General features: G+C 73.0%; 7 protein-coding genes and 8 pseudogenes. 6 read left to right on the top strand and 9 right to left on the bottom strand.

From position 1 onward, the window contains the following. Window positions 1–38: 38 nt before the first annotated feature. A pseudogene (locus ACZ6TD_RS45915) lies at window positions 39–254 on the top strand (IS256 family transposase); the annotation flags it as partial. After that, a complete protein-coding gene (locus ACZ6TD_RS45910) occupies window positions 251–769 on the top strand; it encodes a GNAT family N-acetyltransferase (RefSeq protein WP_471347919.1) in 519 nt (172 codons plus the stop codon). The pseudogene ACZ6TD_RS45915 and the gene ACZ6TD_RS45910, both read left to right, overlap by 4 nt. 211 nt (window positions 770–980) lie before the next feature. On the opposite strand, the pseudogene ACZ6TD_RS45905 reads toward ACZ6TD_RS45910, so the two are convergent. From ACZ6TD_RS45905 to ACZ6TD_RS45890, 4 genes and pseudogenes are all read right to left on the bottom strand, one after another. Beyond that, window positions 981–1,262, bottom strand: a pseudogene (locus tag ACZ6TD_RS45905) (GNAT family N-acetyltransferase); the annotation flags it as partial. 167 nt (window positions 1,263–1,429) lie between these two features. Then, window positions 1,430–2,416, bottom strand: coding sequence for a quinone oxidoreductase family protein (locus ACZ6TD_RS45900; protein WP_471347917.1), 987 nt, complete (start codon window positions 2,414–2,416; stop codon window positions 1,430–1,432). 44 nt (window positions 2,417–2,460) lie between these two features. Then, the gene (locus tag ACZ6TD_RS45895) at window positions 2,461–3,327 is read right to left on the bottom strand and encodes a helix-turn-helix transcriptional regulator (protein ID WP_471347915.1); all 867 of its coding nucleotides are present in this window, start codon (window positions 3,325–3,327) and stop codon (window positions 2,461–2,463) included. 130 nt (window positions 3,328–3,457) lie between these two features. Continuing rightward, window positions 3,458–3,841: a recombinase family protein gene (locus ACZ6TD_RS45890; protein WP_471347913.1), complete on the bottom strand. Its 384-nt coding sequence runs from the start codon at window positions 3,839–3,841 to the stop codon at window positions 3,458–3,460. Between the two features lie 176 nt (window positions 3,842–4,017). Between ACZ6TD_RS45890 and ACZ6TD_RS45885 the strand changes: the two genes are divergently transcribed. Next, on the top strand, window positions 4,018–4,230 hold the full coding sequence (locus ACZ6TD_RS45885) for a hypothetical protein (RefSeq protein WP_471347912.1): 213 nt from the start codon (window positions 4,018–4,020) through the stop codon (window positions 4,228–4,230). Here the strand turns inward: ACZ6TD_RS45885 and ACZ6TD_RS45880 are convergent. Beyond that, window positions 4,227–5,219, bottom strand: a complete 993-nt coding sequence (locus ACZ6TD_RS45880) for an aldo/keto reductase (RefSeq protein WP_471347910.1) — start codon at window positions 5,217–5,219, stop codon at window positions 4,227–4,229. The genes ACZ6TD_RS45885 and ACZ6TD_RS45880 overlap by 4 nt on opposite strands. A 91-nt stretch (window positions 5,220–5,310) precedes the next feature. On the opposite strand from ACZ6TD_RS45880, the pseudogene ACZ6TD_RS45875 reads away from it, so the two are divergent. Continuing rightward, window positions 5,311–5,499: pseudogene (locus ACZ6TD_RS45875) on the top strand (DUF1048 domain-containing protein); the annotation flags it as partial. A gap of 33 nt (window positions 5,500–5,532) precedes the next feature. Here ACZ6TD_RS45875 and ACZ6TD_RS45870 read toward each other — a convergent pair. Then, window positions 5,533–5,616: pseudogene (locus ACZ6TD_RS45870) on the bottom strand (Tn3 family transposase); the annotation flags it as partial. Between ACZ6TD_RS45870 and ACZ6TD_RS45865 the strand changes: the two are divergent. Then, window positions 5,617–5,724: pseudogene (locus ACZ6TD_RS45865) on the top strand (acyl-CoA dehydrogenase family protein); the annotation flags it as partial. It abuts the pseudogene before it with no gap. 13 nt (window positions 5,725–5,737) lie between these two features. Next, a pseudogene (locus ACZ6TD_RS45860) lies at window positions 5,738–5,923 on the top strand (O-methyltransferase); the annotation flags it as partial. Here ACZ6TD_RS45860 and ACZ6TD_RS45855 read toward each other — a convergent pair. From ACZ6TD_RS45855 to ACZ6TD_RS45845, 3 genes and pseudogenes are all read right to left on the bottom strand, one after another. Next, the gene (locus tag ACZ6TD_RS45855) at window positions 5,913–6,827 is read right to left on the bottom strand and encodes a LysR family transcriptional regulator (RefSeq protein ID WP_471347908.1); all 915 of its coding nucleotides are present in this window, start codon (window positions 6,825–6,827) and stop codon (window positions 5,913–5,915) included. The pseudogene ACZ6TD_RS45860 and the gene ACZ6TD_RS45855 sit on opposite strands and share 11 nt — an antisense overlap. A 239-nt stretch (window positions 6,828–7,066) precedes the next feature. Continuing rightward, a pseudogene (locus ACZ6TD_RS45850) lies at window positions 7,067–18,148 on the bottom strand (SDR family NAD(P)-dependent oxidoreductase); the annotation flags it as partial. Window positions 18,149–18,168: 20 nt separating this feature from the next. Next, a pseudogene (locus ACZ6TD_RS45845) lies at window positions 18,169–24,588 on the bottom strand (SDR family NAD(P)-dependent oxidoreductase); the annotation flags it as partial. Between the last annotated feature and the right edge of the window lie 21 nt (window positions 24,589–24,609).

Raw genomic sequence — 24,609 nt, 5'->3', positions numbered from 1 at the left:
GCGCGAGGCGGATGCCGGCCGCCGCGCTGGAGGCCGAAGTCGAGTCGACGTTCGCCGCCGTCCGCCCGCGGACCAAGGTCACCCGCGGGGCCGGCTCCCGCACCGCCGCCCTGGCCATGGTCTTCACACTCGTCGAGTCCGCCCAGCAGCGGTGGCGAGCCGCGAACGCGCCCCAGCTCCTCGCCCTCGTCCGTGCCGGAGCCCGCTTCGAACCCGGCCAGCTCGTCGAACACCCCCAGGCGGTCGCGGCGTGAGCACCCTCGCGGCCCAGGCCATCGGCACCAGGCGGCTGGACCTGCTGCCGCTGCACGTCGAGCACGCCGAGGAGATGGCCACCGTGCTCTCCGACCCGGCCCTGCACATTTTCACCGGCGGCGCCCCGGACACCCCGCAAGCCCTGCGCTCGCGCTACCAGCGCATGACCGCAGGCTCGCCCGACCCGGCCATCTCCTGGCTGAACTGGGTGATCCGGCTCCGTGACACGTCCTGCCTGACAGGCACCGTCCAGGCAACGGTCAGCCCCTCCGGCCACGGCCCCATCGCCGAGATCGCCTGGGTGGTGGGGACCCCGTGGCAGGGAAGAGGCATCGCCACCGAAGCAGCCCGAGGACTCCTCGCCTGGCTCAGCCGGCAACCGGTACACACCGTCATCGCCCACATCCACCCCGAACACCGGGCATCCGCCGCCGTCGCCACCGCCGCCGGACTCACCCCCACCGACGAATGGCACGACGGCGAGATCCGATGGCACCGGAGCATCAGACGATAAGGTGTGGCCGGAAGGTCTACGACTTGGCGCTCGGCGGGCCGCTGGTTCGTCTCGATGCCGGGCGAGGACCCCGGAGTCCAGCAACTGGCCGCCACCAGTGCGGCGGAGCTGTCCTCGAAGGAGGACGAGACCTGGCATCTCAGCCCTGCGTGGTACTGGCGGACGGCCAGGAATGGGTCCGGCCTCGATCGCTCACAAGGGCCCGTCAGCGTCAGAGAGCGATCAGTCCCGCCTTCGTCTGCTTGAACCCGCAGGAGTCGAAGTAGAAGGACCGCAGTTCGTCGTCGAAGTCAACGTGCAACCATTCGCAGCCGCCGGCGCGGGCGCCATCCACCGCGGCCGCGACGAGCGCTGTGCCGATACCGCGCCCCCGGTCCCCGCGGGCCACGACGGTGTCGAGGACGAAGGCATGGACACCGCCGTCCCAGGCGACGTTCACAAAACCGACGAGGCGGTCTTCTTCGCGTGCGCAGACCCAGCCCAGACTGTGCCGGCATGGGCGGGGCAGGTGCGCTCGATGGACCACTCTCGGCCGAGCGGCCTCCTCAGCACCGGGCCGAGCCGGCCTGTTCCCGCCACCTCGGCAGCGCGCTTGCCGCCCGCGCCGCGCACCCGCGTCCCGACGTCAGATGCGGTGCAGCAGACATTCTCGGGCGTAGGTCACGACGCCGCGACCTCGAGCACCAGCTTGCCCGTGGTGGTGCCCGATTCGATGCGGCGGTGGGCCTCGACGGCCTGCTCCAGCGGCAGGGTTTCGACCTGCGTCCGCAGATCTCCCGTCGCCGCGGCCGCCACCGCGCGGCGCAGCGCCTGCCTCGTCTCCTTGGGGAAGGCGGCGGAGAAGGCGGCCAGGTTGAAGCCGGAGACGGTCTTGTTGGTGAACCACAGTTCGTTGGCCGGGATACCGATGTCCTCGGCGCCCGAGGCGTTGCCCATCACCACCAGGCGCCCCATCGGGGCCAGCCGGTCCAGGCCGGCCCGGCGGGCCGGGCCGCCGACCATGTCGACCACGACGTCGAACTCGCCGGCGTCGGCGATCCGGTCCCGTGTGATCACCTCGTGGTAGCCGAAGCGCTTGGCAGCCTCGATCTTGGCTGCGCTGCCGACGGTGCCGACCACGTGGCCCGCGCCCAGCAGGCGGGCGGCCTGGCCGAGTTGGCTTCCCACGCCGCCGGCCGCCGCATGGATCAGCACGCGTTCTCCGGGTTCGATCCGGGCCACCCGGTCGAGCACGAGGAAGGCGGTCGTGCTGTTGGACGGCAGCGCCGCGGCCAGGTCCATCCCGATCCCGAGGCCGTCCAGCGGCACGACCAGGTCCGCCGAGGTGACCACCACCTCGGCGTAACCACCACTGTCGACGATCGAGAGCGCGGCCACCGGCTGCCCGACGGTCAGGTCCTCGACGTCCTCACCGACGGCCCGGATCCGCCCCGCCACCTCGATACCGGGCACGAACGGAAGCGGCACGTCGACCACGCCGCGCCGGTAGAGGACCTCGGCGAAGTTGGCGCCGGCGTACGCCACGTCGATGGCGACCTGGCCCGGCCCGGGCTCGGGGACGGGGATGGTGGCGACGCGGAGCACCTCGGCGTCGCCGAACTCGGGGATGGTCACTGCCTTCATCATCTGCCTGCTGCTGTTGCTCATGTCCCCGATCCTGCGGGCACGGCGGCGACGCGGGCAGTGCCCACTCATCCTGGGTGTGGCACCACCAGGCTGTGCTGCCGCAGCAGCGTCTCCATCCGCTCCTGGGTGTCGGTGCCGGGACGCGGGTTGTGCAGGATCAGATGGTGCCCGGGGTGCTCGGGCAGCGGCAGCAGTGTGGCATCGAAGATCATCGTCCCGGCGTCGGGATGATCGACCGCCTTCACCGCGCTGGTGTGCTCGGCCACATCGTGGCGCGCCCACAGCTCGGCGAATTCCGGGCTGACCACGGCCAGATCGGCGGCGATACGGCCGAACTCCGGATCGTCCGGGTAACGCGCCGCGTCGGCCCGGAAGGCGGCGGCCACATCCGGTGCGGTCGCGGCCCAGTTCCGGTGCAGCACCCGGTAGCGGGCGTTGGTGAAGAAGGAGACCAGGCAGTTGTGGTCGCTTTCGCGGTAGCCGAACACCACGCGTGCCGCGTCGTTGACGGCGGTGAAGTTCCAGTGGCGGTCGCGAACATAGCCGGGCCGCGGCGACCAGGCGTCCAGCAACCGCCGCACCTCGGGTGAGGGCGCCGCCGAGGGCGCGGAGGGGGCCTGCGGCGGATTGAGTCCGGCCAGGCGGTACAGGTGGGCACGCTCGGTGGAGCCCAACAGCAGCGCGCGGGCGATCGCGTCGAGGACCTGCCCGGACACCTTGATGTCGCGCCCCTGCTCCAGCCACGTATACCAGGACACTCCGACGCCTGCGAGCACCGCGACCTCCTCGCGCCGCAGACCCGGTGTGCGCCGCCGGCCACCGTCGGGCATGCCGACATCGGTCGGCGAAACCCGGGCCCGGCGGCTGCGCAGAAACTCCCGCAGCTCGGTGCGCCGGTCGTCGCGGGACAGGGGCGAATGAGGGGTGGCCATGGGGTCAACTTTAAGCAGCGCGTCCGCGGAAGCACGCAGTGGCCGTAGTTCGCGGCTGACGTCCCGAGGACGCCGGCCGCCTGTCCGGGGCGGGCGACAGCCGACGGCGGCGGGACGGGCGTTCGGCCGGTCAAGCCGGGCGGCACCCAGCTTGTCGATCAGCTTCACCGGGACGACGACGAAGAACACCACGGCACCGGCGTACAGCAGTCGGTGGTGGCCCGGCTTGGGGGATCGCCGAGGTAAGCCCAAAAGGGGCCACGGGGTGATCTTGGTTACCGGTCGAGGTTGCTGACGCGGTTGGCGTACTCGCGATGTGGACGGTGTCGCCCGGCCGCGCGTACCTGAGCAGTTCGCGGAACTTCGGGCGCTGGAGGGGGTGGAGGCGGCTCGAGGTGCCCGGGTCCTCCTCGAAGACGACGGGGTCCTCGATGCCGGCCTCGGCCAGGACGAGGCTCTGCCGGGCGGTGGACTGCTGGTCGGTCGAGACTCGCTTGTAGACCAGGTTTGCCACCGAGGGCCCTTTCCGTACGGAGGATCGGACCCTATCTGTCGTCAAACCCTGTCAGTAGTCACCATCGGATCTGATGGGATTCGAGCCGCAGTGAACCCCGGATCGCATGGGTTCACTGGACGCGCCTCCGGCCTGTCGTCAAGGGATCGGTTGACGACACATAGCTGAGCGTCGGCGTGCTCGCGGTGGGCGCGGACGGGTACCGGGCGCTGGTCTCCTACGGCGAGATCTCCCCGGGCTCCGGCAATCGGGGCGCGATCCTGGCCGTCGAGCAGGACGGGGCACCGCCGGCCCGACCCCGGCTGGTCGTGACCGGCGAGGTCACCGGTGGGCGCGACGTCAACGACGTCGTCGAGCTGGACGTCGTGTGCGTCGAGCCCACCGGCTAACCCCGAGCGACCTCAGCGGTGTGCGCGGGGGTGTAGCGCTCGCCCATCACCTGGTCGCTCAGCGGGTCCAGCGCGGCCAGCGCCTCGGCGTCCAGGGTGAGCTCCAGCGCGGCCGCGTTCTGCTCCAGCCGGGCCGGGCTGCGGGTGCCCGGAATGGTCGCCACCGCCACCCCGAGCCGCTCGGCCTGGGCGTACACCCAGGCCAGCGCCACCTGGGCCGGGGTGGCACCCAGCCGGTCGGCTACCCCGCGCACGGTCTGCGCGATCTTCTCGTTGGCCTCGCCCGCCTCGCCGGCGAAGCGGGGGTTGGTGCGCCGGAAGTCCTTCTCGCCCAGCGTGGAGCGGTCCAGGGCGCCGGTCAGGAACCCCCGCCCCAGCGGCGAGTACGGCACCAGCCCGACCCCCAGCTCGGCCATCACCGGGGTGAGCGCCTCGACGTCGCGGGTCCACAGCGAGTACTCGCTCTGCACCGCGGTGATCGGGTGCACCGCGTGCGCCCGGCGCAGCAGCTCGCCGTCGACCTCGGACAGGCCCAGATGGCGGACCTTGCCCGCCTCGACCAGCTCGGCCATCGCCCCGACCGTCTCCTCGATCTCCACGTCCTGGGGCGGGCGGTGGGCGTAGTACAGGTCGATCACCTCGACGCCCAGCCGCAGCAGCGAGGCGTCGCAGGAGCGCAGCACGTAGTCCCGGGCACCGCGGATGCGGCGTGCCCGGTCGCCGGCACTGCGGTCGATGCCGAACTTGGTGGCCAGCTGCACCTGGTCCCGGCGACCGTGGATGGCCCGGCCCACCAGCACCTCGTTGTGCCCGGTGCCGTAGGCGTCGGCGGTGTCCAGGAACGTGATGCCCAGCTCCAGGGCCCGGTCGATGGTGGCCAGGCCGCCGTCCCAGTCGGCGGCGCCGTAGCTCTCGCTCATTCCCATGCACCCCAGGCCCATCGCGCTGACGGTGAGACCGGGCGAGCCGAGCGTGGTTCGGGTGATCATGCGCGGATACTCCTCCTGCCCGGCGGACCGGGCGGTACCTCGAGGGCTGACGAACGCCTCCGACGCTAGGACTTGGAGCGCGCTCGAAGTCAAGGTTGGACCGGTCAGCTTGCCTGTCCTGCTTCCCGGGATCCTCGACTTCTTCGAGGAGGGCGTCGCCGTAAGCAAGGGCGTCCTGGAACTCATCGGCACCGACGTCGCCGCGTTCTGCGACGACCTGGTCAAAGACTCCCCTGCCTACGCGGACGTCTACCAGGAATCCATCAGCGCGGAACCCGGCGCACACTTGGCCGAGGCCGGCGGTGGTCAGGTCCTGCGTGTCCGCGTGCACGGTGGTGGGCTTGACCTCGGACGCGTCCTTGAGCAGGCCCTCGATGATGTAGACGGCCTCCCACAGCAGGCCGCGCAGGGCGCCGCCACGGCGGTGCAGGTCCTGGGCTCGGCCGCGGCGCACGAGGGTCATGTGGTCGAGCGCGCGTACCGCGACGCGAAGCTCATGGAGCTCGGCGACACCGGTCGGTCTGATCGTGGTGGACAACACCCTGTTCTTCGGCCGGGTCGCCGATCCCGGGGCACAGGACGCCGACACCGAAGGGGTCCGCGCGTTCAACGCGCTGGTCCGCGGCGATCCTCGCGTGGAGATGTCCCTGATCCCCATGGCGGACGGCATTACGCTGATCCGCAAGCGGCAGCTCACAGCCTGAGTCCCGCGGCGACCTCCAGGAGCTGGTGACGGAACCAGCGGTGGGCGGCGTCCTGGTTGTTGCGGGGGTGCCAGTACATGGCCTCGGTCAGCGTGGTCATGGGCACCGGTAACGGCATCGTCCTGAGCCCCGACCCCGTGGCCTCATCCGCGAGGAGTCCCTGGAGCACGGTGACCAGACGGGTCCCGGGCACAAGGTGGGGGGCCATGGCGAAACCCCCGACGTCGGCGGCGACCCGGAGCCGGGCGCCCAGGCGGTCGAAGTAGGACTCCACGATCGATGTCATCGGCCCGTTGATCCCGAGGAACGGCAGCCGTCGCAGCTCATCGACGGTGATGGTGTCACCCACCCCGGGGTGGTTCTCATCGACGGCCACCACGAACTCGTCGGTGAACAGCGTCTCGCTGAAGAAGCCGGACAGATTCTGGGCAAGGCTGGTCGGCCAGATCAGCAGATCGCACTGTCCCCGGCGGAGCTGGTCGATGAAGTCGGCCTGCGCGGGGAAGACATTGACCCGGATGCTCAGCGATTCGGCCTCCACCTTCCGCAGAATGGGCCGGATCAGCACCGTCTGGGCGTAGTCGCTGGCGATCACGGTGAAGGTGCGAGGAGGGCCGGCGGCGGGATCGAAGGTCTTGCTCACGCCCATGACGGCCTGAACCGCCACCAGGGCCTCCCGCGTCGGCCGCACCAGCGACTCGGCCAACGGGGTCAGCGTCATCCCCCGCCCCTGCCTGATGAGCAGCGGATCTCCGAAATGGCTCCTCAGCCGGGCGAGCGAGGCGCTCATCGCCGGTTGTCCCACGAAGACCCGCTCCGCCGCCCTGGTCACACTGCGTTCGGCCAGCAGAGCGTTCAGGGCGATGAGAATGTTGAGATCGATATTGCCAAGGTCATCCGACATACGCGCGCCGCTTTCCCAGGGGTCGGTCATGCCCGCCGGCATGGCGCCCGGCAGGGGGAGGCTCGCGCACGCGGACACCCGCGGGAACGGCCTCTTCCACATCTTCCGGTTCACCGCGGGCATAGCGCGGGCGAATCAGCAAACGACCAGGCGTTTACCCAGGATTCGCCGGTGGCGGAGCTGCCCCGGGGCAGCTCCGCCACCGGCGTGTACCGGCCGGGCGGGGCGACGCGTCGGCCTCACAGCACCGTGTGCCCGTCCCCCTTCAGCCACTCGGCCACCAGGGCACTCGTCCGCGAAGCGTGCTCCTCCAACAGGGTGAAGTGATCACCAGCCGTGGTGCGGACCTCCGCACGCGTGACGACCGGTGCGGAGCCGTCCCCGGCCAGCAGCGGTACGTCGGCCCGTACGGACAGCACCGGCACCGGCAGCGGCGCCGCGGACCATTCCGCGAACAGATCGCAGTTCCACGCCATCGCCGACAACCCGGTCCCGGTCAGGCCCCGCACGACGTCGCGGCGGTCCGTCATGCCGCGCATCAGCGCGCCGACGAACTCGTCCATCCGGTCCGGCGAGGGCAGATACGTGTCCAGCAGCACGACCGACCGCAGCGGTGCGCCGCGTTCGCTCAGCAAAGCGGCCATCGCCAGGGCGAGCAGCCCTCCCGAGGAATACCCCACCAGGACGAACGGGTCGTCCCCGGTCCTGGCGAGGACCCGCTCGGTCTGCACCCGGGCCAGGACCTCCCCCGACTCCGCCAGTGGCTCGCCGTCGAGGAATCCCGGGGTGGCCAGGACGTCGACCGCGCGGCTGCCCCGGAACCCGGAGGCGAACCGGGCGTAGGTGTAAGGCCCCGCCAGCGGCACCAAGGGGGTCAGACAGACCAGCCGGGGGGCTTCGGCACCCGACCCCAGCGGGGTGAAGGCGGGTGTGCCCGGTTCGGTGCGGAAGGTCGGGCGGTTACGGGCGACCGTACGCAGCAGATCGAACGCCCGCTTCCCGTCGCCCGCCTCGAACGCCGCCGCGCACAGGTCGGCGACCAGGTCGGACTGCGGTGGTGCGGGCGCCGCCGCCGCGGCGGGTTCGACGCTCAGCCGGGTCAGCAGGTGCCGGGCGAGCCGGGCCGGAGTCGGGTGGTCGAAGGCGATCGAGGTGGGCAGCCTGAGTGAGGTGGCCGAGGCGAGGCGGTTGCGCAGTTCGACGGCGGTCAGCGAGTCCAGGCCCAGCTCCGCGAACAGACCTGCCGGGTCGACCTCCTCGGTGCCGGCGTAGCCGAGTACGTCTGCTGCCGTGGCGCGCACCATCTCCAGCAGCCCCTCCTCGGTACGCACCGGCTTGGCGGTGGTGGTGCCCGCCGCCTTGCGTGGTCCGCGCACCAGCCCGGCCATCAGACGGGGCGGGTCCGGCAGGTCGCGGAACACCGCCAGGTCCAGCCGAGCGGCGACGACCTGGGCGTCCCCGCCGGTGGCCACGTGGTCGAAGATCGCATGGCCCTGCTCCTCGGCCAGCGGCATCAGGCCCGACCGCGCGAAGCGCGCGTGGTCCAGCCCCGCGGTCATCGCGCTGGGGAGGTCCCACAGCCCCCAGTCGATCGACACCCCGGGCAGGCCCCGCGCCCCGCGGTGCTGGGCGAGGGCGTCGAGCACGGCGTTGGCGGCGGCGTAGTTCCCCTGCCCCGCCGCGCCGAACACCCCCGCGGCCGAGGAGAACAGCACGAAAGCGCTGAGGTCCATGTCCTGGGTCAGCTCGTGCAGCAGGCGCGCGCCCCGGACCTTGGGCCGCAGCACCGTCTCCAGCCGGTCGGCGTCGAGTTCGCCGATGGTCGCGTCGTCGAGCACCCCCGCGGCGTGCACCACGGCCGTGAGTGGGTGCGCCGCCGGGACGGCGTCGAGGACCCGGCCCAGCGCCGCGCGGTCGGCGATGTCGCAGGCGGCCACGGTGACCGAGGCACCGGCCCCGATCAGTTCGTCCCGCAGTTCCCGGGCCCCGGGCGCGTCGATCCCCGTGCGGCTCACCAGGACCAGGCTGCGCACGCCGCGTGCCCGTACGAGATGCCGGGCCAGCGACGCGCCGAGTCCGCCGGTGCCACCGGTGAGCAGCACGGTGCCGTCCGGGTCGAGGTCCCGGCCGACGGTCAGCACCACCTTGCCCACGTGTCGGGCCTGGCTCAGGTACCGGAACGCGCTCGGGGCCCGGCGTATGTCCCACGTGGTGACGGGCAGGGTCGCCAGCTTCCCGGTGTCGAACAGGGTGAGCAGCTCGGCCAGCATCTCGCCGATCCGCTCCTCCCCCGCGTCCGACAGGTCGAAGGGCAGATACTCCACGCCGGCGGGGCCGTCCTGGCGGATGTCGGTCCTGCCCATCTCCGCGAACCGGCCGCCCGGGCGCAGCAGTCGCAGTGAGGCGTCCACGAACTCGCCCGCGAGCGAGTTCAGCACGGCGTCCACTCCCTTGCCGCCGGTGACCTCGGTGAAGGCCCGCTCGAAGTCGAGCGTCCGGGAGGAGGCGATGTGGTCCCGGGCGACCCCGAGTCCGGCGACGGCGTCCTGTTTGGGCTCGCTCGCGGTGGCGAACACCTCGGCGCCCCACACCCTGGCGAGCTGGATCGCCGCCATCCCGACACCGCCCGCGCCCGAGTGCACCAGGATCCGCTGCCCGGGCTGGAGGCCGAGCAGATCGCGCAGTGCGTAGTAGGCGGTGAGGAACACGGCGGGCACGCTCGCGGCCCGGGCGAAGCCCCAGCCGTCGGGTATCCGCGCCAGCAGACGCCGGTCGGTGACGGCCGTCGAGCCGAACGCGGCGTCGGCGAGGCCGAACACCCGGTCGCCGGGGCGCAGGGAACGCACGCCGGGACCGACGTCGAGCACGACTCCCGCGGCCTCCACACCGAGCCGGGTCAGGTCACCGGGCACCATGCCAAGGGTGATCAGCACGTCCTTGAAGTTCACCCCGACGGCACGGACCGCGATGCGGACCTGCCCGTCGGTCAGCGGCTCGACGGTACGGGGGGTCAGCGCGAGGTCGTCCAGGCTGCCGGTCGGCGAGGCGGTGAGGTGCCACGCCTCGCCGACGGGCGGCTCCAGCGCGGCCGGCCGCCGGGCCAGCCGTGGCGCGTACCGGTCCGCACCCCGCAGGGCGACCTGCGGTTCCCCGGTCGTCAGGGCGTCGCGGAGGTCGGCCGTGGTCACGGGCCGGTCGCTGTCGAGCAGCACGAACCGTCCGGGGTGCTCGGACTGCGCGGTGCGCAACAGCCCCCACACCGCCGCCCGGTCGGGCACCGGCTCGTCCGGCGGCCGCACGGCCACCGCCTGGTGCGTCACCACCACGAGCGGTTCGGGACGGTCGGCGGCGATCACGGCCTGCAGCGCGGCCAGGATCCGGTGCGGTGAGGACGCGTCGACGGCCGTCAGCACGATCGACGTACCCGGGGGCACGGCGGACGGCTCGGTGTACGCGGGCACGCCGAGACCATGGCCGGCCTCGGGGCCGTCGAGCACCGCCCACTCCCGGTCGGCGGCGGGTTCCGGCTCCGGAAGCGGGACCCAGTCCACGGTGAACAGCGCGTCCGCGGGCAGGGCGCCGGTCGCGGGCCGGGCGAACGGCCGGGTGAGCAGCCGGCCCGCGCGGAACACGAGCGTTCCCTCGTGGTCGACGGCGGTGATCGACATCGCGTCGGGCCCGGCCGGGGCGAGGCGGACGAACAGCTCCCGCGCGCCGTGTGCGTGCAGTTCGGCATCGGACCACAGGAACGGCAGCCCCGGCTCGTCCCCGCCGGCCAGTGTCATCGCCTGGCAGGCGGCGTCCAGCAGCGCGGGATGCAGCTCGAACCCGTCGCTGGGGACCGCATCGGCCAGGGCCACCTCGGCGAACAGCTCGTCACCTGACCGCCAGGCCGCGCGCATACCGCGGAACGACTCACCGTACCGGTAGCCGGCGCTGTCGAGTTCACCGTAGAAGGTGTCCAGCGCGACCGGTTCGGCGTCGGGCGGCAACACCGGTGTGCCCGGAGGAACCGGCGACGCGGACGCCGAGAGCCGGCCGGTGGCGTGCCGCGCCCAGTCGTGCTCGCCCCGGCTGTGCACGGAGAACGGCCGGTCCCCCGACGCGTCGGGGCCGTGCACGGTGAGCTGGATCCGGATGTCGCCGCCGGTCAGTACCAGCGGCGCTTCCAGGACGAGTTCGGTGACTCCATGGCAGCCGGTCTCGTCGGCGGCCCGGACGGCCATCTCCAGGAACGCCGTGCCCGGCAGCAGCACCGAGTCCCGCACCACATGGTCGGTCAGCCACGGGTGGGTCCGGGTGGAGAGGGTGCTGGTGAACACCACGTCCGAGGAGCCCGCGAGCTCCTCGGCGGGGCCCAGCAGCGGGTGGCTCTGGCCGGGGCGCCGCAGCGGCTGAGCCGTCGGCCAGAACCGCTTGCGCTGGAAGGCGTACGTCGGCAGCGCGACGGCCCTGCCGCCGGGCAGCGCGGGGCTCCAGTCCACCGCCACCCCGTGGGTGTGCGCGTCGGCGAGCGAGCGCAGGAAGCGGTCCATATCGCCGTCGTCGCGGCGCAGCGACGCGACGGTGTGCACGGGCCGGTCCAGCGCTTCCGCCGTCTGGTGGAGCGCCGCCGCCAGCAGCGGGCGCGGGCTCATCTCGATGAACACCGTGTGCCCGTCCTCGATCAGCCGGCGGCCGGCCGTCTCGAACAACACCGGGCTGCGCAGATTGCGGTACCAGTAGGGCGCGTCGAGGGCCGCGGTGCCCAGCCTCCCCCCGGTCACCGTGGAGTAGAACGGGACGTCGACGCCCCTCGGGCTCAGTCCGGCCAGCTCCCCGAGCAGCGCGTCCTCGGCCGCCTCGACGGCGGAGGTGTGCGAGGCGTAGTCCATCGGCACCCGTTTGGCCGCGGGCACCGCTTCCAGCACGCGCTCGAGCGCGCTGTTGGCCCCGGCGACCACCGTGGACGACGGACCGTTGAACGCGGCGATCTCGACGCCGTCGAAGCGGACGCGTTCGGCGGCGACCGGAACGGACAGCACTCCATGGTCGCCGGACAGGCGGTCGGCGATCACCTTGCCGCGCCGCACGACCGCGACCGCCGCCTGTTCGACCGTCAGCGCACCCGCCACGCACGCGGCGGCGTACTCACCGAGGGAATGCCCGACCACGGCGGCCGGGGCCACGCCGTAGGACTCCCACAGCCGGGCCAGCGACACCATGACCGCGAACAGCGCGGGCTGGACGACGTCGGCCCGCCGCAGCATGTCCTCCTCGCCGAGCACCTCCATCAGGTCCCAGCCGGCCTCGGTGGCCATCGCCCGCGCGCACTCGGCCATCGAGGCCGCGAACACGGGCGAGGACTCGATCAGTGCGCGTCCCATCCCCGCCCAGCTGGAGCCCTGGCCGGGGAAGACGAAGACGGGGCGCGGGTCCTGGCCGGCGGCCACGGCCGAGACCACCGAAGGTGCGGAGGCGCCCCTCGCCAGCGCGGTGAGTCCGGCGGCCAGCTCGGCGCGGTCCCGGCCGAGGACAACGGCCCGATGGGATTGCTGTGAGCGCGTGGTGACCAGGGACCAGCCGATGTCGACCGGATCGGTCCCGCCGTCCAGCAGCACGGACAGCCGCCTCGCCTGCTCCGTGAGGGCTTCCGGCCCTCGGCCGGAGAGGGCCAGCGGAATCAGCGCCGTCTCCCCGGTTGCCCGCGGCTCGGCGGGCGGTGGGGTGTCCGCCTCCAGCACGACATGCGCGTTGGTGCCCGAGATGCCGAACGCCGAGACTCCGGCCCGGCGCGGTGCGCCGGTGTCGGGCCACGGGGTCCTGCCGCGGGCCAGCTCAACACTGCCCGCCGTCCAGTCCACATGGGACGACGCCGTGGTGGCGTGCAGGGTCGCGGGGACCGTGCCGTGGTGCATGGCCAGCGCCGTCTTGATCACGCCCGCGACTCCGGCGGCGGCCTGGGTGTGGCCGATGTTGGACTTCAGCGTTCCGATGAGCAGCGGCCGCTCCCGGTCCTGCCCGTAGGCCGCCAGCAGGGCGTGTGCCTCGATCGGGTCACCGAGTGGTGTCCCGGTGCCGTGCGCCTCGACCACGTCGACGGCCCCGGAGGACAGGCGCGCGTTCGCCAGGGCCTGGCGGATGACCTCCCGCTGGGCACGGCCGTTGGGGGCTGACAGGCCGTTGGACAGGCCGTCCTGATTGATCGCCGAACCACGCACCACGGCCCATACGCGGCGTCCCGCGGCACGGGCGTCGGACAGGCGCTGCAGTACGAGCATGCCCGCGCCCTCGGCGAATCCGGTGCCGTCCGCGGAGTCGGAGAACGCCTTGCACAGGCCGTCGGGGGCCAGCCCACCCTGGCGGGAGAACTCGGCCAGGCCCGTGGGAGTAGTCATGACCGTCACCCCTCCCACGAGGGCCGTGGCGCACTCGCCGTTCCGCAGGGACTGCGCGGCCAGGTGCAGGGCGACCAGCCCGGAGGAGCACGCGGTGTCGACGGTGACGGCGGGCCCCTCGAGTCCGAGCGCGTACGCTACCCGGCCGGAGAGCACCGAGCCCGCGCTGCCCGTGCCCACGTGACCGGCGGCGTTGTCGGCCGCGGCACCGGTCAGGAGGGCGTAGTAGTCCTGACCGGTGCTGCCGAGGAACACACCGGTGCGGCTGCCGGCCAGGCTGCCGGGCGCGATGCCGCCGTGTTCCAGCGCCTCCCACGAGGTCTCCAGGACCAGCCGCTGCTGCGGGTCCATGGCCATGGCCTCTCTGGGGGAGATCCCGAAGAACTCCGCGTCGAAGGCCGCGATGTCGTCCAGGTAGGAGGCCGTGGTCACACAGTCCGCGGGCAGGGCGGCGAGGTCCCACCCCCGCTCGGGCGGCGGCGGTCCCACCGTGGTGCGTTCCTCGGCGAGCAGGTCCCACAGCTCCTCGGGCGAGGTGACGCCGCCGGGGAGGCGGCAGGCCATTCCGACGATGACGACGGGATCGGTGGTGAGGTCCGGGTCGGCCACCGGGTGCGCCGGGGTCCCGTCCGGTGCGCCGCCACCGAGCTCCGCGCGCACGTGGTCGGCGAGCGCGGCGGGCGTCGGGTGGTCGTAGACCACGGTGGTCACCAGGGACAGCCCCGTCACGGCGTTGAGGCGGTTGCGGAACTCGACGGCGGTCACCGAGTCGAATCCCAGCTCGTTGAACGGCCGGTACGGCTCGACCTGCGTCCCGGAGGCGTAGCCGAGGACCGCCGCGGTCTGGGCGCGTACCACCGCGAGCGGATCGGTCGCCTCCGCCGGAGCGGTCTCCGTGGTGAGCAGCGACCTGACCTCGGGGATCCGCGAGAGCGCCGGATTCGGCCGAGTGGCGGTGACCGCCGTGTGATAGCGGTCCCACGCGATGTCGGCCAGCACGATCGCCGCGTCGCCGTGTTCCACTGCCGTGCGCATCGCCGCTGTCGCGTCCTGCGGGGACATTCCCGGTACTCCGTGCCGCCGCGCGGCCTCCCCGAGGGGGCCGTCGCCCATCCCGTCCCCGGCCCATACTCCCCAGCCGATCGACGTGGCCGGCAGCCCCTCGGCACGCCGCTGTTCGGCCAGCGCGTCCAGGTAGGCGTTGGCCGGTGCGTAGGTGCCCTGGCCCGCGGCGCCGACCGTGCCGGCGAGCGAGGAGAACAGCACGAACGCGTCGAGGTCCAGGTCGCGGGTGAGTTCGTGCAGGTTGGCCGCGCCGCGTGCCTTGACCGCGAGGACCCGGTCGAATTGCTCCATGGTCAGGGTGTCGATCGCGGCGTCGTCCAGTACGGCGGCGGTGTGCACCACGGTGCGCAGTGGTGTCGCCGGGTCGATGGAGTCGATCACTCGGGCGAGGGCGGTGCGGTCGGACAGGTCGCAGGAGACGATGCCGAGTTCCGTCCCCGAGTCGGCGAGGTCCGCGGCCAGTTCGCCGGCGCCGGGGGCGTCCGTCCCGCGTCTGTTCAGCACGATCACGCGCTCCGCGCCCTGGGCCGCCAGCCAGCGCACGACATGCCTGCCTAGTCCTCCGGTGCCACCGGTCACCAGGGCGGTGCCGCGGACCTGCCAGTCGCCTCCGCTCTCGGGAGGCACGGGGGCGCGCACGATCCGCCGTCCGAACGCTCCACTCCGGTCGATGCGGACCTGGTCCTCGTGGGTGTCGCCCAACAGCACGGCGGCGATACGGCGTTGGCCGGTGTCGTCCAGCGGCTGCGGCAGGTCGATGAGACCGCCCCAGGCGCGCGGCCGCTCGAACCCGACCACCCTGCCGAATCCCCAGGTCATCGCTTGCGCCGGGGATCGTGTCGCATCCCTGGTCACGCACCACAGCGGTGCTTCGACGCCCGCCGCGCCCAACTGCCGCACCAGCCGCACGGTCCGGGCGAGACCCGCGGGGACGGCGGGGTGGTCCGGCTCGGGGTCCTCGTCGTGGGCCAGCAGCGCGAGGACACCGGCCGGCTCGGGGAGGGCGGCGAGGTCGAGCTCGCCCGGCGCCCGGACGACCGCTTCGGCGCCGTACCGCCGCAGCGCGTCGAGGACGCTGTCGGACCAGGCGTCGGCCCGGTCCGTGACGACCAGCCAGGTGCCGGTCAGCACCGGATCGGCGGACAGCCGCAGCGGCGTCCAGTCGGTCCGGTACCGCAACCGGTCGAGGGGGCTCGCCGCCGGTGCGGGGTCCCCGGTCGTCCGCTCCGCGGGGGTCACCCAGTAGCGCTCGCGCTGGAACGGGTACGTCGGCAGGTCCACGACGCGGGCCTCGGGCAGCGCCGCGGTCCAGTCCACCGGCAGGCCGTGCAGGTCGGCGGCGGCCAGCGAGGTCAGCATCCGGTGCAGCCCGCCGTCGTCGCGGCGCAGGGTGTCCAGCACCGGGCCCGCGGCGGTGATGTGCGCGAGCACCGGGTGCGGGCTGACCTCGACCATGAGCCCGTGTCCGTCCCCGACGAGGAGGTCCACCGTGTCGGCGAAGTTCACCGTCCGCCGCAGGTTACGGCTCCAGTACCCGGCGTCCAGCTCCTCGGTGTCCAGGCGGGAGGTGGTCACCGTGGAGTAGAACGGCACCTTCCCCGGGCGGGGCCGGACCGGTGCCAGCGCCTCCAGCAGATCGGCCTCGATACCGTCGATCTGTGGCGAGTGGGCGGCGAAGTCGACCCCGGCGAGCCGCCAGCGCATGATCCCGGCGGCGGACAGGCGGCGCTCGATGCCGTCCAGCGCCGCCGGGTCGCCGGAGATGGTCACGTTCTGCGGTCCGTTGACGGCCGCGATGGACACGGCGTCCTTCCCGTCGTCCGCGAGCAGTTCGCGCACGCGGTCCGGCGAGGCCATCACCGTCATCATCGCTCCGCGTCCGGACAGACGCTCGTGGATGAGGCGGCTGCGCAGCGCCACGACACGGGCGCCGTCCTCCAGGGACAGACCACCACTGACGCAGGCGGCGGCGATCTCGCCCTGGGAGTGGCCGATCACCGCGGCGGGCTCGACACCGAACGAGCGCCACAGCGCGGCGAGCGAGACCATGACCGCCCACAGCGCCGGCTGCACGACCTCGGCCCGGGCCAGCGCCCGCTCGTCGGACAGCGCATCCCGCAGCGACCAGTCGATGTGCGCGGACAGTGCCTTCTCACAGTCCCGCATGGCCTCGGCGAACACCGGTGACTCGTCCCACAGCCGCGCGCCCATCGCGGTCCACTGGGAGCCGTGTCCGGGGAAAACGAACGCGACCCGCTCCCGGTGAGGCCGTCGGCCGGCTCCGAGCGCCCGCTCGCCCCGGGCGACGGTGTGCAGCGCCTCGAGCGCCTCGGCACGGCTCCGCACCGGCAGCACGGCCCGGTGCGGAAACCGCGCGCGTGTGGTCGCCAGCGTGAACGCGACATCGGCGAGCGACTCCTCGCGCTCGAGCAGATGGGCGCGCAGCCGGGCCGCCTGGGCCCGCAGGGCGCTGTCGGTCCTGCCGGACAGGATGAGGGGCACCAGACCGGAGTGCTCGGTGCGGGGGCGCTCCTCGGGCGCGGGAACGCTCTCGACGATCACGTGCGCGTTGGTGCCGCTGATCCCGAACGAGGAGATACCGGCCCGGCGCGGGCGGTCGGCGGCGGGCCACGGCCGGGCCTCGCGCAGCAGGCGCACCGGGCCCGTGGACCAGTCGACGTGCCGGGACGGCCGGTCGACGTGCAGGGTCTTCGGCAGCCGGCCCGCGCGCAGCGCCTGCACCATCTTGATCAGGCCGACCAGCCCGGCGGCCGACTGCGTGTGCCCGACGTTGGACTTCACCGAGCCCAGCCACAGGGGGTGCTCGCGGTTCCGGCCGTAGGTGGCCAGCAGGGCGTCCGCCTCGATCGGGTCGCCCAGGGTGGTGCCGGTGCCGTGCGCCTCGACGGCGTCGACCTCGTCGGCTCGGACCCCCGCGTCGGCGAGTGCCTGCCGGATCACCTCTTCCTGCGCGGCACCGTTCGGCGCGGACAGCCCGTTGGAGGCGCCGTCCTGGTTGATCGCGGACCCGCGCACCACGGCGAGTACCGGATGTCCGAGCCGCTGGGCGTCGGAAAGCCGCTCGACGAGCACCGCGGCGACGCCCTCGCCGAAGTTGGTGCCGTCGGCGGCGTCGGCGAACGCCTTGCAGCGTCCGTCGGCGGCCAGGCCGCCCTGCTTGGAGATTTCGACGAAGCCGTGGGGCGCGGACATCACCGAGACGCCGGCGACCAGCGCCTTCGAGCAGTCGCCCGTGCGCAGCGCCTGGGTGGCCAGGTGCAGGGCGACCAGGCCCGACGAACAGGCGGTGTCGACGGTGACGGCGGGCCCGCGCAGGCCGAAGGTGTAGGCGATCCGTCCGGAGGTGACGCTCGGCGCCGTACCGGTGGCGACATAGCCCTCCGCGGCGTCCGGGTCGTCCAGGAGGCGGATCAGGTAGTCGCCCGGTCCCGCGCCGACGAATACGCCCGTGCCGCTGTCCCGCAGCGCGTCGGGCGCGAACCCGGCGCGTTCGAACACCTCCCAGGCCGCCTCCAGCAGCAGCCGCTGCTGAGGGTCCATCGCGGCCGCTTCGCGGGGTGAGATGCCGAACAGGTTCGCGTCGAATCCGCCCGCGTCGTCGACGAAGTAGGCGTCCGTGACGAAGGGGCTGAGGGACTCCAGGTCCCAGTTCCGGTCCCGGGGCAAGGGCGTGAGCACGTCCGCGCCGGAGTCCACCAGTTGCCACAGCTTCTCCGGCGAGTCGGCGCCGCCGGGCAGCCGGCAGGCCATCGCCACCACGGCGATCGGCTCCGTGGCCGCTTCGGTCAGGGCCCGGTTGTGCTCCCGCAGTCGCTCGGCCTCCTTGACCGATGAGCGCAGCGCGTCGACGAGGCGGTCGGGTGAGACGGTCATGTCGGTCATCCTTCGGAGGTGTGCGGTTCGGCCGTGCCGAGCGCGAGGGACATCAGCTCCTCCACGCCGAGGCCATCGATGTCCACGTCGGTCAGCGCCCCGTCGCGCGTTGGCTCCTCCCGGGCCTTCTCCGAAGCCGCGTCGGTCCCGGCCGTGTCGGCATCAGCCGTGTCGGCCTCGGGGAACAGCTCGGCGGCCAGCTTCCGGGCCAGCGCCTGGGGGCTGGGGTGGCTGAACACCGTGGTGGCGGGCAGTCGGAGGCCCGTCGCCGCGTTGAGGCGGTTGCGCAGTTCGACCGCGCTGAGCGAGTCGAAGCCGATCTCGCCGAACGCCCTCAGCGGGTCCACCCGGTCGGCGTCGTGCCCGAGGACGGCGGCCGTGTGCGCACACACCAGGTCGGTCAGCACCTGTACCCGCTCGGCGGCGGGGACATCGGCCAGCAGGTCGGCGGTCGAGGTCTCGGCGACGGGCGTCGCGGCGACCACCCGGCGGACCCGGCGGCGCACCAGGTTGCGCCACAGCGGCGGCGGTTCCGCCTCGCCGGACGGGTCGACGTCGATGGGCAGCAGCAGTGCCTCGTCGCGGGAGAGCGCCTGGTCGAACAGGTCCAGCGCGGCCGTCGCGGACAGCGCGCGAACACCGGAGCGGGCGATTCTCGCCCGGCCGGTCTCGCTGAGCGTCGCGGTCAGATCGCTGATGTCCGCCCAGAGTCCCCAGGCCAGCGACTGCGCGGGCAGGCCCTCGGCGGCCCTGCGTTCGGCCAGTGCGTCGAGGAACGCGTTGGCGGCGGCGTAGTTCGCCTGCCCGGCGTTGCCGGTGACGCCCGCGGCCGAGGAGAACATCACGAAGCCCGCGAGGTCGTCCGGCCGGGTCAGCTCGTCGAGTACCGCGGCGCCGTCGACCTTGGGGCGGAACACCGCGTCGACGTCCGCCCGGCCGAGCGAGCCGACCAGACCGTCGCTGAGGGCACCGGCGGCGTGCACGACGGCGGTGAGGGGGCGCTGCGGCGGTATCGCGGCCAGGACGCCGCGCACCGCCTCCCGGTCGGCGACGTCGCAGGCCGCGAAGGTCACCGAGAACGCGCCGAGGGCGGTGAGCTCCGCCTCCAGCGCGGCGGCCGCCTCCGTGTCCCTCCCCCGGCGGCTGAGCAGCAGCAGGTGCCGGACACCGCGCTCGGCGACCAGGTGCCGGGCGAGAGCGCCGCCCAGCGTGCCACTCGCGCCGGTGAGCAGCACCGTCCCCGCCGGATCCCATGGCCGGGGCACGGTCAGCACCACCTTGCCGACGTGGCGCGCCTGGCTGACGTACCGCAGCGCCTCCGCGGCGCGGCGGACGTCCCACGCGCGGACCGGCAGCGGGGTCAGCGCGCCCCGCCCGATCAGGGAGGCCAGTTCGGCCAGCATCGCCTGGATCCGGTCGGCACCGGCGTCGAGGACCAGGTCGAACGCCCGGTAGCGGACCGAGGGGTGGTGCAGGCCGATCTCGTCGGCGTCGCGGATGTCGGTCTTGCCCATCTCGAGGAACCGGCCTCCCTCGGCGGTCAGCCGCAGGGAGGCGTCGACGAACTCGCCGGTCAGCGAGTTCAGCACGACATCGATTCCGTGCCCGCCGAGCACCTCCCGGAAGGCGCTCTCGAACCGTGTGGTCCGCGAGGAGGCCAGGTGGGAGGCGCTGACACCGGCGGCCCGTACCTCGGACCACTTCGCCGGGCCGGCCGTGGCGAACACCTCGGCCCCCAGGTGCCGTGCGATCCGCACCGCGGCCATGCCGACGCCGCCGGCCGCCGCGTGGATCAGCACCCGGTCACCGGGCCGGACGCCTCCGAGGTCGGTCAGCCCGTAGTAGGCGGTGAGGAAGGCGACCGGCGCCGCCGCTCCCTGGGCGTACGTCCAGCCGGTGGGCAGCGGCATCAGCGTGCGGTGGTCGGCCACGGCGACCGGCCCGGCGTAGGCGCCGGTGACCAGCCCCATCACCCGGTCGCCGACCGAGAAGCCGGTGACGCCAGGACCGACCTCGGTGACCACACCGGCCGCCTCGCCGCCCGCGGGCCGGTCCCCACCGGGCACCACGTCGAGGGCGACCAGGACTTCCCGGAAGTTGACGCCCATCGCGCGCACCGACAGGCGGACCTGACCCTCCGTCAGCGGTGCCAGCGCGTCGGGCGCGGGCACGATGCCCAAATCGTCCAGGGTGTCCGCGGAGTCCAGGTCCACGCTCCACGCCTCGGCGTCCGCGGGCACGGTGAGGGCGGGAAGGGGGGCGTGCTCCGCGAGGCGGGGCACGAACAGCCCGTCGCCCCGCACGGCGACGACGGGTTCGTCACCGGGGATGACGGCAGCGGGCGGCAGCACCGGCGGATCGGCGTCGGGATCGAGGTCGACGACCAGGAAGCGCCCCGGGTGCTCGCTCTGCGCCGAACGGATGAACCCCGCGGCGGCGGCCGCGGCCGGATCGGGCCCCCGGCGCTGGCCGACCGGGAACGCTCCCCTGGTCACGAACGCGAGCGTCGCGGCGGCGAACGCCTCGTCGGACAGCCACCTCTGGATGGCGGCCATGGCGCGTCCGGTGAGCTCGTACCCGTCGGCCACCGCGTCGCCGGACCGCGCCACGAGAGGCAGCAGAACGACATCGGGCGCGGTGTCGGTGCCCATCGCGGCCGCCAGCGCGTCCAGTCCGGCATGGGGGTGGGCGTCGAGACCGCCGAAGGGGGACGGGGCGAACTCCACGGGCTCCGGCCAACCCGGCAGGACGGCCGTCCTCGGCGGGGGCGAGGTGTTCGCGGGCGCCTGTACCCAGTCGACGCGCAGCAGCTTCGCGGTCGACCCGCGGTGGGTGGACACCGGCCGCCCACCGGAGAGCTTCATGGTGACGACCTCGCCGATGGCCAGCACCTGGACCCCACGGGAGTCGGTGGCCAGCAACGACACACCGCTGTCGCCTCGGGGCTCCATCCGCATCCGCAGCGCACGGGCGCCGGAGGCGGACACCGAGATGTCCGACCAGGTGAACGGCAGGAACGTCTGGCCCTCCGCCAGGCTGCCGTGCGCCATCACCTGCAGCGCCGCGTCCAGCAGGACCGGATGGAGCACGAAGCCCTCGGGGGAGGCCCCTTCCGGCAGGGCGATCTCCGCGTAACGCACCTCCCCGTCGAGCCACACCCGTCGCACCCCCTGGAACATCGGCCCGTATCGGAGGCCGTCCGCCGCGAGGGCGTCGTAGAAGTCGCCGAGGTCCGCCTCGACGGCGCCCGCGGGTGGCCATGCCTCCCAGCGCGGGGGTGCCGGGGCGGGGTCGCGGGCCACGGTCGCGGTCGCGTGCAGCACCCATGCCGCCGGGGTGCCTGCCGCGCGCGAGTGCACCGTCACCTCACGACGCCCGGCGCGGTCGCCTCCCACGGCCAGCTGGACGTCGACACGCTCATGGCCTTCGAACACCAGCGGTGTGTGCAGGGTCAGTTCCTCGACGCGCTCGCAGTCGGCCTCGTCCGCCGCCCTGAGCACCATCTCCACGAAGCCCGCACCGGGGAACATCACCGAGCCGAGCACGGTGTGATCGACCAGCCAGGGGTGGGAGTCGACGGACAACGAGCCGGTCAGCACGGTGTCCCCGGTCTCGGCGACCTCCAGCACCGCGCCGAGCAGGCCGTGTTCGGCACCGGCCAGGCCGACCGTGGACACATCGCCGCCTCCGGGGTCGGTGAGCCAGTACCGCTCACGCTGGAAGGCGTAGGTGGGCAGGTCGACGAAGGCGGGCGGGCGGTCTGCCCACAGCGGGCCGAAGTCCACCGCCGCACCGCCGGTGAACGCCGCGGACAGCGCACGCAGAAACTGGTCCATGCCACCGGAGCGGCGGCGCAGCGTGCCCACCGTCGTCGCGGGAACGTCCATCTCCGCGAGCGTGTCCTGCACGCCGGGCATCACCACGGGATGGCTGCTGACCTCGATGAACGTGTCGAAGCCCGCGTCGGCGAGGCCGCGTACCGCGGAGTCGAGGCGCACGGGCCGGCGCAGGTTCCGCAGCCAGTACTCGGCGTCCAGCGCGGCGGTGGGCTCGAACCGCCCGGTCACCGTGGAGAAGAAGGGCACCGCGGCCTGGCGGGGAGTGATGGTGTCCAGGGCGCGCAGCAGCTCGTCGGCGAGGATGTCGACCTGCGCGGAGTGGGAGGCGTAGTCCACGTCGATCCGCCGGGCCCGCACGTCGTCGCGTGCGCAGTGGGACATCAGGTCGTCGAGGTCCTCGGTGCCGCCGGATACGACCACCGAGAGGGGGCCGTTGACCGCCGCGATCGACAGTTCCGCGTCCCGGGACGCGATCAGGTCCTCCACCTCGGACAGCGGGAGTGGCAGCGACACCATCCCGCCACGCCCGGCCAGCTCCCGTGCGATCAGCCTCGACCGCACACACACCACCCGCGCCGCATCCTCCAGCGACAGCGCCCCCGCCACACACGCCGCCGCGATCTCCCCCTGCGAATGACCCACCACCGCCGCGGGCTCCACCCCGAACGACCGCCACAACCGCGCCAGCGACACCATCACCGCGAACAGCACCGGCTGCACCACATCCACCCGCCCCAGCGCCTTCTCATCCCCCAGCACATCCAGCAGCGACCAGTCCACGAACGGCGCCAGCGCCGCCGCACACTCCTCCATCGCCGCGGCGAACACCGGCGATGTCTCCCACAGCTCCACCGCCATCCCCACCCACTGCGCCCCCTGCCCCGGGAACACGAACACGACGTCGTGGGCCTCCGCACGCGCGGTGCCGGTGACGACGTCGGGGCTGGGCCGGCCGTCGGCCACGGCACGCAGGGCGGCGCGCGCCTGGGCGACGGTGCTCACGACCGACACCGCGCGGGTGCGCAGTGTCGCCCTGGTGGTGCTCAGCGCACGGGCGAGGTCGGTCAGGTCGTGGTCGACGACGTCGAGCAGCCGTTCCGCCTGGGCCCGCAGCGCCGCCGGGGTGCTGGCCGTGAGAACGAGCGGCACCACGGCGTTGTCCGGCCGGGACGGCCCGGTGCCGGAGCTCGGTGCCCCGGGCCGCACGGCGGGTTCCGGTTCGGCCTGTTCGAGGATGAGGTGCGCGTTCGTGCCCGACGCCCCGAAGGAGGAGACGGCGGCGCGGCGGGGACGGTCCACCACCGGCCACGCACGAGCCTCGGTCAGCACCCGCACCGCACCCCACTCCACCTTCGAGGACGGCACATCCACATGCAACGACCGCGGCAACACCCCACACCGCAACGCCATCACCATCTTGATCACACCAGCCACCCCCGCGGCCGCCTGCGCATGACCGATATTCGACTTCACCGACCCCAACCACAACGGCTCACCCCCCACCCGCCGCCCATACGTCCCCACCAACGCACCCGCCTCAATCGGATCCCCCAACACCGTCCCCGTCCCATGCCCCTCCACCACATCCACATCCCCCACCGACAACCCACCCGACCCCAACGCCGCCCGAATCACCCGCTCCTGCGCCACACCCGACGGCGCCGTCAACCCATTCGACGCCCCATCCTGATTCACCGCGGAACCCCGCACCACCGCCAACACCCGACGCCCCGCGGCCACCGCATCCGACAACCGCTCCACCACCACCAACCCCGCACCCTCGGAAAACCCCGTCCCATCCGCACCCTCCGCAAACGACTTGCACCGACCATCCACCGCCAACCCCCGCTGCCGCGAAAACTCCACGAAGGCGGCAGGTGTGAACATCTGCGTCGCTCCGCCGGCCAGTGCGAGGTCGCACTCCCCGCGGCGCAGGGACTCCCCCGCCAGATGCAACGCCACCAGCGAGGACGAGCACGTGGTGTCGAGGGTCACGGCGGGCCCTTCCAGGCCCAGGGTGTAGGCGATGCGGCCGGAGGCGACGCCACCGGAGTTGCCGGTGCCGAGGTATCCCTCCAGCTCGTCGGGGACGCTGGTGAGGCGGTCGACGTAGTTGTGGTACATGACCCCGGTGAACACGCCGGTCCGGCTGCCGCGCAGCGAGTCCGGGGCGATGCCCGACCGCTCCAGGGCCTCCCACGCCAGTTCCAGCAGCACGCGGTGTTGCGGGTCGGTGGCCAGTGCCTCCCTGGGCGAGATGCCGAAGTGTTCGGCGTCGAACCAGTCGCCGTCGGTGAGGAAACCACCGTGTCCGACGTAGGACTTGCCACGGCTGGCGGGGTCGTCGTCCAGGAGCCCGTCCAGGATCCAGCCCCGGTCGGTGGGCAGCGGCGTGATGGCGTCGCGCTCGTCGGCGACGAGCTGCCACAGCTCCTCGGGTGAGCTGATCCCGCCGGGGTACCGGCAGGCCATGCCCACGATCGCGAGGGGCTCGCGGGCGGCCGACTCGTACTCCTTCAGGCGCTTGCGGGCCTCGTGCAGTTCGGCCGTGACCCAGCGCAGGTGGTTGAGCAGTTCATCCTCGTTCGGCATATGCGGGAGATCTCC

The sequence above is a fragment of the Streptomyces yongxingensis genome (genome assembly GCF_055597465.1).
The sequence above is the reverse complement of the archived record's forward strand: the minus strand, read 5'-3'. Positions and strand labels throughout refer to the sequence as shown.

Bases quoted from the DNA above. Each gene is read 5' to 3' on its own strand.
- ACZ6TD_RS45895 (WP_471347915.1), bottom strand. From the start codon at position 3,327: ATGGCCACCCCTCATTCGCCCCTGTCCCGCGACGACCGGCGCACCGAG.
- ACZ6TD_RS45900 (WP_471347917.1), bottom strand. From the start codon at position 2,416: ATGAGCAACAGCAGCAGGCAGATGATGAAGGCAGTGACCATCCCCGAG.
- ACZ6TD_RS45855 (WP_471347908.1), bottom strand. From the start codon at position 6,827: ATGTCGGATGACCTTGGCAATATCGATCTCAACATTCTCATCGCCCTG.
- ACZ6TD_RS45880 (WP_471347910.1), bottom strand. From the start codon at position 5,219: ATGATCACCCGAACCACGCTCGGCTCGCCCGGTCTCACCGTCAGCGCG.